Origin of the sequence: Kitasatospora sp. NPDC094028, from assembly GCF_049543595.1 — a bacterium.
Lineage (GTDB): Bacteria > Actinomycetota > Actinomycetes > Streptomycetales > Streptomycetaceae > Kitasatospora.
The window spans coordinates 46,428-61,099 of sequence record NZ_JBMVFA010000010.1 but is presented as its reverse complement, the minus strand read 5'-3'; the positions used below and the strand labels follow the sequence as shown (position 1 = coordinate 61,099).

Annotated in this window: 12 protein-coding genes; all 12 read right to left on the bottom strand. The window is 72.8% G+C overall.

Annotated features, from left to right (window positions below):
* Positions 1-67 precede the first annotated feature (67 nt).
* The 12 genes from glyA to lysA all read right to left on the bottom strand — a co-directional run bounded on the left by glyA (position 68) and on the right by lysA (position 14,654).
* Positions 68-1,348, bottom strand: coding sequence for a serine hydroxymethyltransferase (gene glyA / locus ACPC54_RS17360; protein ID WP_498965665.1), 1,281 nt, complete (start codon positions 1,346-1,348; stop codon positions 68-70).
* A 130-nt stretch (positions 1,349-1,478) separates the two neighbouring features.
* On the bottom strand, positions 1,479-2,165 hold the full coding sequence (locus tag ACPC54_RS17355) for an arsenate reductase/protein-tyrosine-phosphatase family protein (RefSeq protein WP_498965664.1): 687 nt from the start codon (positions 2,163-2,165) through the stop codon (positions 1,479-1,481).
* Positions 2,162-2,809, bottom strand: coding sequence for an L-threonylcarbamoyladenylate synthase (locus ACPC54_RS17350; protein ID WP_498965663.1), 648 nt, complete (start codon positions 2,807-2,809; stop codon positions 2,162-2,164). Before ACPC54_RS17350 ends, ACPC54_RS17355 begins: the two co-directional genes overlap by 4 nt.
* A 147-nt stretch (positions 2,810-2,956) precedes the next feature.
* A complete protein-coding gene (gene prmC, locus ACPC54_RS17345) occupies positions 2,957-3,823 on the bottom strand; it encodes a peptide chain release factor N(5)-glutamine methyltransferase (protein WP_498965662.1) in 867 nt (288 codons plus the stop codon).
* 61 nt (positions 3,824-3,884) lie between these two features.
* Positions 3,885-4,961 carry a peptide chain release factor 1 gene (prfA, locus tag ACPC54_RS17340; RefSeq protein WP_498965661.1) on the bottom strand — a complete coding sequence of 359 codons (1,077 nt, stop codon included), beginning with the start codon at positions 4,959-4,961 and terminating at the stop codon, positions 3,885-3,887.
* 166 nt (positions 4,962-5,127) lie between these two features.
* Positions 5,128-5,349 (bottom strand): 50S ribosomal protein L31, encoded by a 222-nt coding sequence (gene rpmE / locus ACPC54_RS17335; RefSeq protein WP_329489607.1) that lies wholly within the window; start codon positions 5,347-5,349, stop codon positions 5,128-5,130.
* 138 nt (positions 5,350-5,487) lie between these two features.
* A complete protein-coding gene (locus tag ACPC54_RS17330) occupies positions 5,488-6,588 on the bottom strand; it encodes an LCP family protein (protein WP_498965660.1) in 1,101 nt (366 codons plus the stop codon).
* A 139-nt stretch (positions 6,589-6,727) separates the two neighbouring features.
* Complete coding sequence (rho, locus tag ACPC54_RS17325) at positions 6,728-8,839, bottom strand: transcription termination factor Rho (protein WP_498965659.1); 2,112 nt, start codon at positions 8,837-8,839, stop codon at positions 6,728-6,730.
* 581 nt (positions 8,840-9,420) lie between these two features.
* Positions 9,421-10,359, bottom strand: coding sequence for a homoserine kinase (thrB, locus tag ACPC54_RS17320; RefSeq protein ID WP_498965658.1), 939 nt, complete (start codon positions 10,357-10,359; stop codon positions 9,421-9,423).
* A gap of 366 nt (positions 10,360-10,725) precedes the next feature.
* On the bottom strand, positions 10,726-11,823 hold the full coding sequence (gene thrC, locus ACPC54_RS17315) for a threonine synthase (protein ID WP_498965657.1): 1,098 nt from the start codon (positions 11,821-11,823) through the stop codon (positions 10,726-10,728).
* Between the two features lie 9 nt (positions 11,824-11,832).
* Positions 11,833-13,125 (bottom strand): homoserine dehydrogenase, encoded by a 1,293-nt coding sequence (locus ACPC54_RS17310; protein ID WP_498965656.1) that lies wholly within the window; start codon positions 13,123-13,125, stop codon positions 11,833-11,835.
* A 137-nt stretch (positions 13,126-13,262) separates the two neighbouring features.
* Complete coding sequence (lysA, locus tag ACPC54_RS17305; protein ID WP_498965655.1) at positions 13,263-14,654, bottom strand: diaminopimelate decarboxylase; 1,392 nt, start codon at positions 14,652-14,654, stop codon at positions 13,263-13,265.
* Positions 14,655-14,672 lie beyond the last annotated feature (18 nt).

The window sequence follows — 14,672 nt, the reverse complement described above, 5'->3', positions numbered from 1 at the left end:
ATTGAGTCGGACGCCCGGCACGTGCATCGCGGTTCGTCCTCCCGGGTAGGAGATCGAGATTCCCGTTTCAGCGGCCGCCGGCGTAAGCCGCCGCCAGCTCGCGGACCCGCCGCGCGACCGGTGCGGCCGCGTCTCCCGCGAGCAGCCGGACGATCAGGGCGGCGATCTCGGCCAGCTCCGCCTCGCCCATCCCCTGGCTGGTCACGGTGCCCGTCCCCAGCCGGATCCCGGAGGCCTCGGCGGGCGGCGCCGGGTCGTACGGCAGCGCGCACTTGCCGAGCAGCAGCCCGGCCGCCGCGCAACGCCGCTCGGCCTCCGCGCCGCTGACGCCCAGCGGGCTGACGTCCGCCGTCACCAGGTGGGTGTCCGTCCCGCCCGTCAGGGGGCGCAGACCGGCCTCTGCGAGCCCCGCGGCGAGGGCCCGCGCCCCGGACACCGTGCGCAGCGCGTAGGCCCGGTACTCGGCCGTCGAGGCCTGCGCGAGGGCCACCGCCTTGCCGGCCACCTCGTTCATCGCCGCGCCGCCCTGGCTGAACGGGAACACCGCCCGGTCGATCCGCTCGGCGAGCTCCGCGGTGCACAGCAGCAGGCCGCCGCGCGGGCCGCGCAACAGCTTGTGGGTGGCCGCGACGGTGACGTCCGCGTACGGCACCGGCGAGGGCGCCACCCCGGCCGCGACCAGCCCGGTGGTCTGCGCGACGGCGGCGACCAGGTAGGCGTCCACCTCGTCGGCGATCTCCCGGAAGGCCGCCCAGTCCGGGTGCCGGGGGTGCGAGATCGAACCCGCCACGATGGCCTTCGGGCGGTGCCTGCGGGCCAGTTCGCGCACCTGGTCGAGGTCGATCAGGCCGTCGTCCTCACGCACGCCGTAGCCGGTGAAGTCGAACCAGCGGCCGGAGAAGTTGGCTCGCGACCCGCAGCTGAGGTGGCCGCCGTGCTCCAGCGACATCGCGAGCACCCCATCACCGGGCCGCAGGAGCGCCGCGTAGGCCGCCAGCATCGCCGAAGTCACCGACCGGGGCTGGACGTTGGCGTGCGGGGCGGCGAACAGCGCGCGGGCCCGGTCGATCGCCAGCAGCTCGGCGGCGTCCGCCAGAGCGCAGCCGGTGTGGTGCCGGCGGCCCGGGTAGCCCTCGGCGTACTTGTCGATCAGCGGCCCGGTCAGCGCCGCCAGCACGGCCGGGCTGGTCAGGTTCTCCCCCGCCAGCAGCTGGATGGACTCGGCCCGCCGCTCGGCCTCGGCCGCGAGCAGGTCGGCGATCTGCGGATCGGCCCGGAACAGCGCTTCGGACGCCTCGGGGCGCCCCCTCGTGGCGGTCGGGCTCGTCGCGGAATCGGTGACGGTCATGGCGGGGCTCCCGGGCGTGCGGGGACGGTGCCACCAGCGTAGGACCGCACCCCGGCCGCGGCCCGCCGGGAAGCGGCCGGACGGGCCGGTCAGGGCCCCGGAAACCGCCGGACGGCCCCCTCGGGAGGGCTCAGGCCACGCCCTGGCGCGCCGGCACGCCGGTGAGCGCGGTCACCACCGGGTCGACGGCGTGGAATATCTGCTCGCCGCAGTTGCGGAACATGCCGATCGGCGCCCCGTACGGGTCGTCCAGCTCGTCCGACTCCGGGGTGGCCGCCAGCAGCCAGCCGCGCAGCGCGGCGGCGGCCCGGACGAGGGCGCGGGCCCGCTCGGTGACGTCGGCGCCGCGCCGGGGGTCGGGCAGGGTGCCCGGGTCTATCGTCCGCACCAGGCGGGTGAACTCCTTCAGCGTGAAGGTGCGCAGCCCCGCCTCGTGCCCCATCGAGATCACCTGGGCGCGGTGGTCCAGGGTCGCGGTGAGCACCAGGTCGGCCTCGACCACGTGCTCGTCCAGCAGTTCCCGGCCGGTGAAGCCGCCGCTGTCGGCGCCGTACTCGTTCAGGACGGTCGCGGCGTGGTCCTCCATCGGCGCGCCCTCGTGCCCCCAGGTCCCGGCGCTCTCCACCAGGATGCGCCCGGCCACCCGGGGGCTGAGCCGGGTGTCCAGCTCACGCCGGGTGAGCCGCTCGGCGATCGGCGAGCGGCAGATGTTGCCGGTGCAGACGAACAGGATGCGGAAGTGGTCCAGCGGCCTGGGGCCCACGCTCAGGTACGGCGCTATGCCGGGCCCGGCATGGAGCGAGGCGACGGGCGTCAACTTCCGGCCTCCAGGTCGGGGACGACCTCCCTCAGCTGCTCGATGCTGATCGCGCCGGCCCGCAGCAGGACCGGGGTCTTGCCGGTGACGTCGACGATGGACGAGGCCGTCGCGTAGTCGGCGGAACCGCCGTCCAGGTAGACCGAGATCGCGTCGCCGAGCTGGTGCTGGGCGTCGTCGCAGGTGACCGGGGACGGCCCGCCGGTCTTGTTGGCGCTGGAGACGGCGAGCGGGCCGGTGGTGTTCAGCAGCTCGATGGCGACCGGGTGCAGCGGCATCCGGACGGCGACGGTGCCGCGGGTCTCGCCCAGGTCCCAGCGCAGCGAGGGCTGGTGCTTGGCGACCAGGGTCAGGCCGCCGGGCCAGAAGGCGTCGACCAGCTCCCAGGCCTGCTCGGAGAAGTCGGTGACCAGGCCGTGCAGGGTGGTCGGCGAGCCGACCAGCACCGGCGAGGGCATGTTGCGGCCGCGCCCCTTGGCGGCCAGCAGCTCGGCGACCGCCTCCGGGGAGAAGGCGTCCGCGCCGACGCCGTACAGGGTGTCGGTGGGCAGCACGACGAGTTCGCCGCGGCGGATGGCCGAGGCGGCCTCACGCAGGCCGGTGGCACGGTCCCCGGCGTCGGCACAGTCGTAGCGGCGGCTCATCGGTGCGGTCCCCTTCCGGAAAGGCTCATGACGTTCACGGCGCGGTAGCGCTGCGTTCGGTGTTCACGACCGGGCCCTGCGGGCGGTCGTGCTGCACCGGACTGTTCACGACCCGCCCCTTCGGGCGGTCGTGCTGCACCGGACTCTTCACGACCCGACCCTACGGGCGGTCGTGAAGCGCGGTCGGTTGTTCAGGTCGCGGTGGTCGGCGGTGTCCGTCCAGCCGCGTTCCTCGTTGAAGATCCACGGCACCTGGCCGCCCTGCTGGTCGGCGTGCTCGACCACCACCGCGCCGCCCGGGCGCAGCAGCCGGGCGGCGACCCGCTCGATGCCGCGGATGGTGTCCAGGCCGTCCTCGCCGGAGAACAGGGACATCTGCGGGTCGTGGTCGCGGGCCTCCGGCGCGACGTACTCCCACTCGGTGAGCGGGATGTACGGCGGGTTGGAGATCACCAGGTCGAAGCGGCCGTCCCAGGAGCGGTCGTCGGCGAAGGCCTGGGTGGCGTCGCCGGCGTGCAGGGTGACCCGGGCGCGGTCGGGGCTGGCCTCGATGTTGCGCCGGGTGTACTCCAGCGCGCCCTCGTCGAGCTCGAAGGCGTGCACGCTGGAGCGCGGCAGTTCCTGGGCGAGCGCGAGCGCGATGGCGCCGGAGCCGGAGCACAGGTCGACGACCAGCGGCTCGGCCACGTCCATCTCGCGCACCGCCTCTATGGCCCACTCGACGACCGTCTCGGTCTCCGGCCGGGGCACGAACACCCCGGGGCCGACCGCGAGTTCGAGGTAGCGGAAGAACGCCCGCCCGGTGATGTGCTGCAGCGGCTCGCGCGCCTCGCGGCGGGAGACGGCCTCCCAGTAGCGGGCGTCGAAGTCCGCGTCCTTCACGGTGTGCAGCTGGCTGCGCTTGACGTTGTGGACGTAGGCGGCGAGTTCCTCCGCGTCGAAGCGCGGCGACGGCACGCCGGCCGCGGCCAACCGCTGGGTGGCCTGGGCCACCTCGGCGAGCAGCAGGTTCATCCGTACGACCTCTTGTTTCTGCGCTCCGGCTTCGGACGTGTCGGGCTGGGGCGCGCCGGTCTCAGTTCTGTTGGGCCGCGGCGAGCTTGGCCGCGGCGTCCGCGTCGACGCAGGACTGGATCACCGCGTTCAGGTCGCCGTCCAGGACCTGGTCCAGGTTGTACGACTTGAACCCCGTGCGGTGGTCCGAGATGCGGTTCTCCGGGTAGTTGTACGTCCGGATGCGCTCGGAGCGGTCCACCGTGCGGACCTGGCTGCGACGCGCGTCCGAGGCCTCGCGCTCGGCCTCCTCCTGCGCGGCGGCCAGCAGCCGCGAACGCAGGATGCGCATCGCCTGCTCCTTGTTCTGCAGCTGGCTCTTCTCGTTCTGGCAGGACGCCACGATACCGGTCGGCAGGTGGGTGATCCGGACCGCCGAGTCCGTGGTGTTGACCGACTGGCCGCCGGGGCCCGAGGAGCGGTAGACGTCGATCCGCAGGTCGTTGGCGAGGATCTCGACCTCGACCTCCTCCGCCTCGGGGGTGACCAGCACGCCCGCCGCGGAGGTGTGGATGCGGCCCTGCGACTCGGTGGCGGGGACGCGCTGCACGCGGTGCACGCCGCCCTCGTACTTCAGCCGGGCCCAGACGCCCTGGCCGGGCTCGCTGCTGCCCTTGGTCTTCACGGCCACCGAGACGTCCTTGTAGCCGCCGAGGTCGGACTCGTTGGAGTCGATGATCTCGGTCTTCCAGCCGATCCGCTCGGCGAAGCGCAGGTACATCCGGAGCAGGTCGCCGGCGAACAGCGCGGACTCCTCGCCGCCCTCGCCCGCCTTGATCTCCAGGATGACGTCCTTGTCGTCGCTCGGGTCGCGCGGGACGAGCAGCAGCCGCAGTTCCTCGGTCAGCTCCTCGCGGCGCGCCTCGGAGTCCTTCACCTCGGAAATGAACTCCGGGTCCTCCGCGGCGAGTTCGCGCGCGGCCTCGATGTCCTCGCCGGCCTGCCGCCACTCCCGGTAGACCCGGGTGATCGGGGTCAGCTCGGCGTAGCGCTTGGCCAGCTTGCGGGCGTTGGCCTGGTCGGCGTGGACGGACGGGTCTGCCAGCCTCTTCTCGAGGTCGGCGTGCTCGACGAGGAGCTCTTCGACTGCCTCGAACATGGGGTGGCCTTCTTCCCGGGGGCTCGGAACGTGCGGATGGGGAACGTACGGGGCTGGGAGCGCGCGCGGGGCGCGCGGGGGCGGCGTCGGGGGGACGCGAACGGCGCCGGTCCCCAGCGCCCCCGGAACGAGTACGGGGACGCCGGGAACCGGCGCCGAGGGAGCGCTAGGCCTTCGCGCTGTGCTGCTTGCCGAAGCGGGCCTCGAAGCGGGCGACGCGGCCGCCGGTGTCGAGGATCTTCTGCTTGCCGGTGTAGAACGGGTGGCACTGCGAGCAGACCTCGGCGCGGATCTCGCCACTGGTCTCGGTCGAGCGGGTGGTGAACTCGGCGCCGCAGGTGCAGGTCACGTGCGTGACCACGTACTCGGGGTGAACGTTGGGCTTCAAGGGGTTCTCCTAGGTTTCGGGAGGGCACCGGGTCGGCGGCTGGAATGCCGCTCGTGAACCGGGACCGACGAACCAGTCTGCCAGGACCGGCCGCATCTTCCCAAACCGGGTCGGGTCCGCGGGTATTCCTGGCCCCGCTCAGCGCCCGGCGCCGGCGGTCGGCGAGGCGGTCGGGGCGGCGGTCGGGGCGGCCTGCGCCGGGTTCTCCGGCTGGGCGGAGACGACGGACTGCGGGATCGGCTGGTCGGCCTTGAGCGCCGCCCACACCTGCCCGGCCTGCGGCTGCTGCTCGACCACCCGGTTGGGGTCGCTGGGAGCGGTGACCACCGGCAGGGTGACCATGCTCAGCCGGTCCGGCCCGATCCCCTTGAGTTCCTGCACCAGCCCGACCAGGGAGTTGACCGAGCCGAGCGCGGAGTCGGTGGTGATGCTCTTGGTCACGGTGTCGCCGAGCGTCCACGCCTTGACCGGGTTGGTGAACAGTCCCGCTCCCCCGGCCTGCTTGAGCAGCGACTTGACCATCTGCTTCTGCAGCTCGATCCGGCCGAGGTCGCTGCCGTCGCCGACGCCGTGCCGGGTGCGGACGAAGGCCAGTGCCTGCTGGCCGTTCAGGTGGTGCTCGCCGGGCGGCAGGTCCAGGCCGCTGTCCTTGTCGTGGATGGCCACCGTGGTGGTCACGGTGGCCCCGCCTATCGCGTCGACGACCCGGGCGAAGCCGGCGAAGTCGATCTGCACGTAGTGGTCCATCCGCAGCCCGGTGAGCTGTTCGGTGGTCTTGACCGCGCAAGCCGCGCCGCCGACCTCGAAGGCGCTGTTGTACATCGCGCGCTTCATCGCCGGGACGGCCTTGCCGCTCGGGTCGGTGCAGTCCGGCCGGTTGACCAGGGTGTCGCGCGGGATCGAGACGACCGAGGCCCGGCTGTGGTCCTGGCTGACGTGCACCACCATCGCGGTGTCCGAGCGGGCGCTGTCGCCGGTGTCGCCGCCGGCCAGGCTCCCGTTGTCCCCGGACCGCGAGTCGGAGCCCAGGACGAGGATGTTGAAGGAGCCGTCGGTGGCGGCCGGCGGCCGGGCGTCGCCGAGCCGCTCGTCGATGTCGACGGTCTTGATGTTGCCGTTCAGCCGGACATACGCGTACACGGCCGCTCCGGCGCCCAGGACGACGAGCGCGACGAACGCGCAGGCGGCCACCCGCAGGACCTTGCGGCGGCGGCTGGGAGTGCTCTTGTGCTCGGCCATACGGTCCAGAATAAATCGGACAAGTAGCCGGAAAAGCCCAAAGTCGTCCCGATCGTGAAACAGTGCCCGGCCGGACGCACCGAACCCCGGACCGCTCGCGCGATCCGGGGTTCGGTGTCCGACAGCCGTCCGGCTACGGTCAGTCGCCGGAACCGGGGGTGGTCTTGGCGATCTGCATCAGGAACTCGGCGTTGCTCTTGGTCTGCTTCATCTTGTCCAGCAGCAGCTCGATCGCCTGCTGCGAGTCGAGCGCGTGCAGCACCCGGCGCAGCTTCCAGACGATGGCCAGCTCCTCGCTGCCGAGCAGGATCTCCTCCTTGCGGGTGCTGGAGGCGTCCACGTCGACGGCCGGGAAGATGCGCTTGTCCGAGAGCTTCCGGTCGAGCTTGAGCTCCATGTTGCCGGTGCCCTTGAACTCCTCGAAGATCACCTCGTCCATCCGCGAGCCGGTCTCGACCAGCGCGGTGGCCAGGATGGTCAGCGAGCCGCCGTTCTCGATGTTGCGCGCGGCACCGAAGAACTTCTTCGGCGGGTACAGCGCGGTCGAGTCGACACCACCGGACAGGATGCGGCCGGAGGCCGGCGCCGCCAGGTTGTAGGCGCGGCCCAGGCGGGTGATCGAGTCCAGCAGGATGACCACGTCGTGGCCCAGCTCGACCAGGCGCTTGGCGCGCTCGATGGCCAGCTCGGCGACGGTGGTGTGGTCCTCCGCCGGGCGGTCGAAGGTCGAGGAGATGACCTCGCCCTTCACCGACCGCTGCATGTCGGTGACCTCTTCCGGACGCTCGTCGACCAGGACGACCATCAGGTGGCACTCGGGGTTGTTGTGGGTGATCGCGTTGGCGACCGCCTGCAGCACCATGGTCTTGCCGGTCTTCGGCGGCGCGACGATCAGACCGCGCTGGCCCTTGCCGATCGGCGACACCAGGTCGATGATCCGGGTGGTCAGCACGCCCGGGTCGGTCTCCAGGCGCAGCCGCTCCTGCGGGTACAGCGGGGTCAGCTTGTTGAACTCGGGGCGGCCACGGCCGCTGTCCGGGTCCATGCCGTTGACGGAGTCCAGCCGCACCAGGGCGTTGAACTTCTCGCGGCGCTCGCCGTCGCGGGGCTGGCGCACCGCACCGGTGATGGCGTCACCCTTGCGCAGGCCGTTCTTGCGGACCTGGGCGAGCGAGACGTAGACGTCGTTCTGGCCCGGCAGGTAGCCGGAGGTGCGCACGAACGCGTAGTTGTCGAGGATGTCGAGGATGCCCGCGACCGGGATCAGGACGTCGTCCTCGCCGATCTGCGTCTCGACCGGACCGACGGCCTCGAAACCGTCACGGCCGCGACGGCCACGACGGTCGCGGTAGCGGCCGCGACGGCCACGGCGGCCCTCGCCGAACTCGTCGTCGTCGTAACCGCCCTGCTGGGCCTGCGGCTGCTGCTGCGCGGCCGGCTGGCCGGCCTCGCGGCGCTGCTGGCCGTCGCCCTGGCCGGCCTGCTGCTGGCCGCCCTGCTGGGTCTGGCGGTCGGCACGGTCGCGGCGGTTGCGGCGGTCACGGCGGGACTCGCGGCCCTCGCCGTCCTGACCGGCCTCGGCACCGTCCTGGCGCTCGGTGCGCTCGGCACGCTCGGTGCGCTCGCCGCGCTCACGGCGCTCGCGGCGGTCGCGGCGGGTCTCGCGACCCTCCTCGCGGCCCTCGAAGGCACGGGTCTCGGCCGGGCGGGCCTCGGCCTGCTTGGTCTCGGCGACCACGACGGCGGCGTCGGCAGCGGCGGCGGCCTCGGCGGTCGGGGCACCGGCGGCCGAGGTGGCACGGCGGCGGGGGCGCTCGGCACGGGCCGGCGCGGCGGTCTCGGCGGCGGCCTGGACCGGGATGTCGATCTGGGCGGCCTGCTGGGCCTGCGGCTCGGCGGCGGCCGGGGCCTCGGCGGCAGCGGCGGCGGCCTTGGTGCGGCGGGCCGGCTTCTCGGTGGCCTCGGCGTCCGCCTTCGCGGCGGTGCGCTTGGCGGCCGGGGCGCCACCGGCGGCGAGCAGCGGGTCCCCGCCGCTCTTCTCCTTGATGGTCTCGATCAGCTGGCTCTTGCGCATGCGTCCGGTACCGGTGATGCCCAGGTCCGCGGCGAGCTTCTGCAGCTCGGCCAGGACCATGCCGTCCAGGCCCGCGGCGGCACTGCGGCGGCGCCGCGCCGGGGCAGCGGGTGCGGCGGCTGCGTCGGACGCCTCTGCGTCCGGGCGCGCGCCCATCAGATCGGTGGAGTCGCTCACTAAGGGTCCTTCCCTGGAGCGGACGTCGGCCTGTCTGGCTCGGCGACCGGTTGTGCTGTCCTGACCAACGCTCGACTGCGTCGGTCCGAGGCGGTGATCCCCTCGAATGGCGGGAGCCCGTCGAGGGAGAGCTGGGAGGTGCGGTGCATGAAGCACGGTGGTGCTGAGTGGCGCGGTGGGCCGGTCGAGTGTCGACCTCCCCTGAGGGCGTTGCGCCCCCACGCTGCCTGTGAATCCCGGGCCCCCGTCGCGTGACGGTGGCCCGCGCTCCGCCCGTCCTGGCCTCCAGTGGGGAGGCCGCGGGTGGGAGTCAGGTGCCGTCACGGCTTCGGGATGCGGCCGCATGTCGCGCAGGCAGGCTGCGTACGCGCTGCGGTGGGCTCCCGGAGAATCGTCGCCCCGGACATCGCCTGGACTCCACGGCAGTGGAGTGCTGGGATCGGGACGCGGCGCACCGAGCCCCGGAGGGCACCTGGTGCAGCAATGAGGTTAACACTACCGACCCCCTCAGACATTCCCCGGCCTTGCCCTTGCCAATCGTGTCCGGACGGCCCGGCTCGCGCCGGGTCGAGACCAGCTGGTCAGACGTCCAGCGGGAGCACGGTGGCCCCGGCGCGGTCGACGTTCAGCCGGTGCGCGGCGAACGTCGGGTCGCCGCCGTGGCCGTGGTGCCCGGCGAAGGAGAGCACCTTGTCGGCGCCGGCCTCGTCGGTGAGCGCGAGGACGGTCGGGCCGGCCCCGGAGATGACCGCCGGGACGCCCTCCGCGCGCAGCGCGCCGACCAGGGCCGCGCTGTCCGGCATCGCGGAGGAGCGGTAGTCCTGGTGCAACCGGTCCTCGGTGGCGGCGAGCAGCAGCTCGGGGCGCCTGGTCAGCGCCTCCACGAGCAGCGCGGAACGGCCGGCGTTGGCGGCGGCGTCGGCCAGCGGGACGGTCTTCGGCAGCAGGCCGCGGGCGGTCTCGGTGAGCACCGCGCCGGCCGGGACGAACACCACCGGGACGACCTGCTCGGAGGGCTCCAGCGCGATCGCCCTGGCCGTCTCCTCCTCGGTCCACGCGATGGTGAAGTTGCCGCGCAGGCAGGCCGCGACGTTGTCCGGGTGGCCCTCCAGCTCGGAGGCGAGGGCCAAAAGCGCGTCGTCGTCGAGCGCGGTCGGGCCGCCGATGGTGACGGCCCGGGCGGCCACGATGCCGGCGCAGATCGCGGCGGACGAGGAGCCCAGGCCACGGCCGTGCGGTATCCGGTTGGCGCAGACCACTTCGAGGCCGCGTGGCTGCCCGCCGAGACGGTCGAAGGCGGCCCGCATCGAGCGGACCAGCAGGTGGCGCTCGTCGCGCGGCAGCGTCTCGGCGCCCTCCCCGGCGATGTCGACGGCGAGTCCGGAGTCGGCGACCCGGACGACCACGTCGTCGTACAGACCCAGCGCGAGCCCGAAGGCGTCGAAGCCAGGGCCGAGGTTGGCGCTGGTCGCGGGAACCCTGACCCGGACGGCGGCGGCACGGAACGCAGGACCGGCCATGCGGTGGACTCTCCTGGGGAAATCGGGCGGCGCGGAGCGCGTCGTCAGGTGCGAGGGTGGGGATGGAGCCGCAGGCCCCCTCGGGGGCGGGCGGTCACGGTCGTCGGCGCGGCCCCTGTGAGGCCGAGCCCGGGGCAAGTGCCAGACGGCCGGAGCCAGACTATCGAAGAGAGGTTCCCCAGTGGTACACCCCGTGGGCCTTCGATCTGGTGTGTTGCCGCTTCTGGCCGGAATGCGCCCAGAAATCGGATCGGAATGCGCGACCGAATTGACACAAAAGTGTCAGCGGAGAACGTCGACGGGTCGACCCCCGAAAGGGTCGACCCGTCGAACCGTCAGTCCCCGTACGGGGTGGGGGGAAGACGGTCAGTCGAGCAGGCCGAGGCGCTGCGCGGCGGCCTCCGGGTCGACCGGGACGACCTGCGGCTGCGGCGCGCCGGCCACCGCCCAGTCCGGGTCCTTGAGTCCGTTGCCGGTCACGGTGCAGACGATCCGCTGGCCCGGGTCGACCAGGCCGGCCTCCGCCTTGGCCAGCAGGCCGGCCACCGAGGCGGCCGAGGCGGGCTCCACGAAGACGCCCTCCTGCGAGGCCAACAGCCGGTAGGCGGACAGGATCTGACGGTCCGTAACCTTGTCGATGAGGCCGCCGGACTCGTCCCGCGCGGCGAGCGCGAAGTCCCAGGAGGCCGGGTTGCCGATCCGGATCGCGGTGGCGATGGTCTGCGGCTGCAGCACCGGGGCGCCGTCCACGATCGGGGCCGAGCCCGCGGCCTGGAAGCCCCACATCCGCGGGGTGCGGGTGGCCATCCGGTCGGTGGCGTACTCGCGGTAGCCCTTCCAGTAGGCGGTGATGTTGCCCGCGTTGCCGACCGGCAGGACGTGGATGTCCGGGGCGTCGCCGAGCATGTCCACGATTTCGAAGGCGGCGGTCTTCTGACCCTCGATCCGCACCGGGTTCACCGAGTTGACCAGCGCCACCGGGTACTTCTCGGACAGTTCGCGGGCGAGCGTCAGGCAGTCGTCGAAGTTCCCGTCGACCTGCAGGATCTTCGCGCCGTGCACCAGCGCCTGGCCCATCTTGCCGAGGGCGATCTTGCCCTGCGGCACGAGCACCGCGGAGACCATCCCGGCGCGCACCGCGTACGCGGCGGCGGAGGCCGAAGTGTTGCCGGTGGACGCGCAGATGACGGCCTGCGCGCCCTCCTCCTTGGCCTTCGAGATGGCCATCGTCATCCCGCGGTCCTTGAAGGAGCCGGTCGGGTTGGCGCCCTCGACCTTGAGGTAGACCTCGCAGCCGGTGCGCTCGGACAGGACCTGGGCGGGGACGAGCGGCGTACCGCCCTCCAGCAGGGTGACCACCGGGGTGGCCGCGGTGACCGGCAGGCGGTCCCGGTACTCCTCGATCAGGCCGCGCCACTGGTGGGTGTGCGCGCCTCGGACGACGTTCTCGGCAACGGCGTTCATGGCTGTTCCTTATTCCCCTTCGACCCGCATGATGCTGGCCACGTCCCGCACGCTGTCCAGCGCGCGGAGCTTGTCGACCGTCGCCGACAGCGCGGCGTCGGTGGCGCGGTGGGTGACCACGACGAGCGAGGCGTCGCCGTCGCGGCCCTGCTGGCGCACGGTGTCGATGGACACGCCGTGCTCGGCGAAGACGGACGCCACCTGGGCGAGCACGCCCGCGCGGTCGTCCACGTCCAGGCTGACGTGGTAGCGGGTGACGACCTCGCCCATCGGCTTGGCCGGCAGCCGGGTGTACACCGAGTCGCCGGGGCCGGTGGCGCCCGCCAGCTTGTTGCGGCAGACCGCGACCAGGTCGCCGAGCACCGCGGAGGCGGTCGGCGAGCCGCCCGCGCCCGGGCCGTAGAACATCAGCCGGCCGGCCGCCTCGGCCTCGACGAACACCGCGTTGTACGCCTCGCGGACGGAGGCCAGCGGGTGCGAGAGCGGGATCATCGCCGGGTGGACCCGGGCGGTGACCGACTCGCCGTCCTTCGCCCGCTCGCAGATCGCGAGCAGTTTGACCACGCAGCCCATCTCCTTGGCCGAGGCGATGTCCGCGGCGGTCACCTCGGTGATGCCCTCGCGGTACACGTCCGCGGCGGTCACCTTGGTGTGGAAGGCGATGCCGGCCAGGATGGCGGCCTTGGCGGCGGCGTCGAAGCCCTCCACGTCGGCGGTCGGGTCAGCCTCGGCGTAACCGAGCGCGGTGGCCTCCTCCAGCGCCTCCGAGTAGCCGGCGCCACTGGTGTCCATCTTGTCGAGGATGAAGTTGGTGGTGCCGTTGACGATGCCCAGCACCCGGTCGACCTTGTCCCCGGCCAGCGACTCGCGCAGCGGGCGCAGCAGCGGGATCGCACCCGCGACCGCGGCCTCGTAGTACAGGTCCACCCCGGCCTCGGCGGCCACGGCGTGCAGCTCGGTGCCGTCCTGGGCGAGCAGCGCCTTGTTCGCGCTGACCACCGAGGCGCCCTGCTTGAAGGCGGACAGGATCAGGGACTTGGACGGCTCGATGCCGCCCACCACCTCGACCACGACGTCGATGTCGCCCCGGTTGATCAGGGCCTCGGCGTCGGTGGTGATCAGGTGCTCGGGCACGCCGGGGCGGACCCGGCCGGCCCGGCGGACCGCGATCCCGGCGAGCTCGACCGGAGCGCCGATGCGAGCCGTGAGGTCGTCGGCCGTCGTCGTCATGATGCGCGCCACCTCGGAGCCCACCACACCACAACCCAGCAACGCCACCTTCAGCGGGCGCGTACGCATCATCCGACTCCGCTCTGCATTCATCGTGCTTCGGTGTTTCCGGCGGATTTTCGGGGCCGCCGGAAACTTCGGTCCGTACCAGTCTCGGGGACTTTCCGCACCGATCTACGGTCGTTCCATGATCTGAGACGAGAATTTCGTCATCCGATATCCAGGCGCAGGAGATCCTCCTCCGTCTCGCGCCGGACGATCACCCGGGCCGCGCCGCCCTCGACGGCGACCACGGGGGGCTTGAGGGCGTGGTTGTAGTTGCTCGCCATCGAGCGGCAGTAGGCTCCGGTGGCGGGCACCGCGATCAGGTCGCCGGCGGCCAGATCGGCCGGCAGGAAGGCGTCCCGGACGACGATGTCGCCGGACTCGCAGTGCTTGCCGACCACCCGGACCAGCATCGGCTCGGCCGCGCTGGTGCGCGAAACCAGCGCCACCGAGTACTCGGCGTCGTACAGCGCGGTGCGGATGTTGTCCGACATCCCGCCGTCCACGCTGACGTAGGTGCGCAGGCCCTCCAGCGGCTTCACGGTGCCGACCTCGTACAGCGTGAACATGGTCGGGCCGACGATCGCCCGGCCCGGCTCCACGCTCAGCCGGGGGACGGCCAGGCCCGCGCCGGCGCACTCGCGGCGGACGATCTCGGCCAGCGCGGCCGCGATCTCGGCCGGTTCGCGCGGGTCGTCCTCGCTGGTGTAGGCGATGCCGAGGCCGCCGCCGAGGTCGATCTCGGGCAGCTCGACGCCGTGCTCGTCGCGGATCCCGGCCAGCAGGCCGACCACCCGGCGGGCGGCCACCTCGAAGCCCGCCATGTCGAAGATCTGCGAGCCGATGTGCGAGTGGATGCCGCGCAGCTCCAGGCTGTCGTGGCCGAGCACCCGGCGCACCGCCTCGGCGGCCGCTCCCCCGCTCAGCGACAGCCCGAACTTCTGGTCCTCGTGCGCCGTGGCGATGAACTCGTGGGTGTGCGCCTCGACGCCCACGGTGATCCGGATCAGCACCTGCTGGCGCACGCCCTGCCGGGCGGCGATCGCGGCCAGGCGCTCGATCTCCTGGTAGGAGTCGACCACGATGTGGCCGACGCCGGTCTTCACCGCGTGCTCCAGCTCGTCCGCCGACTTGTTGTTGCCGTGCAGCGCGATCCGCTCCGGCGGCATCCCGGCCGCCAGCGCCACCGCCAACTCGCCGGTGCTGCACACGTCGAGGTTCAGGCCCTCCTCGAACAGCCAGCGCACGACCGCCTTGGACAGGAACGCCTTGCCCGCGTAGTAGACGTCCGCCTCGGTGCCGAAGGCCTCCCGCCAGGCGCGGGCCCGGGAGCGGAAGTCCTCCTCGTCCAGCACGTAGGCCGGGGTGCCGAACTCGGCCGCCAGCCGCTTGACGTCGACGCCGCCGACGACGGCCACGCCCTCGCCGTCGCGGGTGACGGTGCGCGACCAGACCTTGGGGTCCAGCGCGTTCAGGTCGGCCGGCGGGGCCTGGTAGTGCCCCTCGGGCAGGACGTCGCCGTGCCGGGGGCCTGCGGGGTGTGCGGAACGACTCATGCGGCCACCTCGCTACGC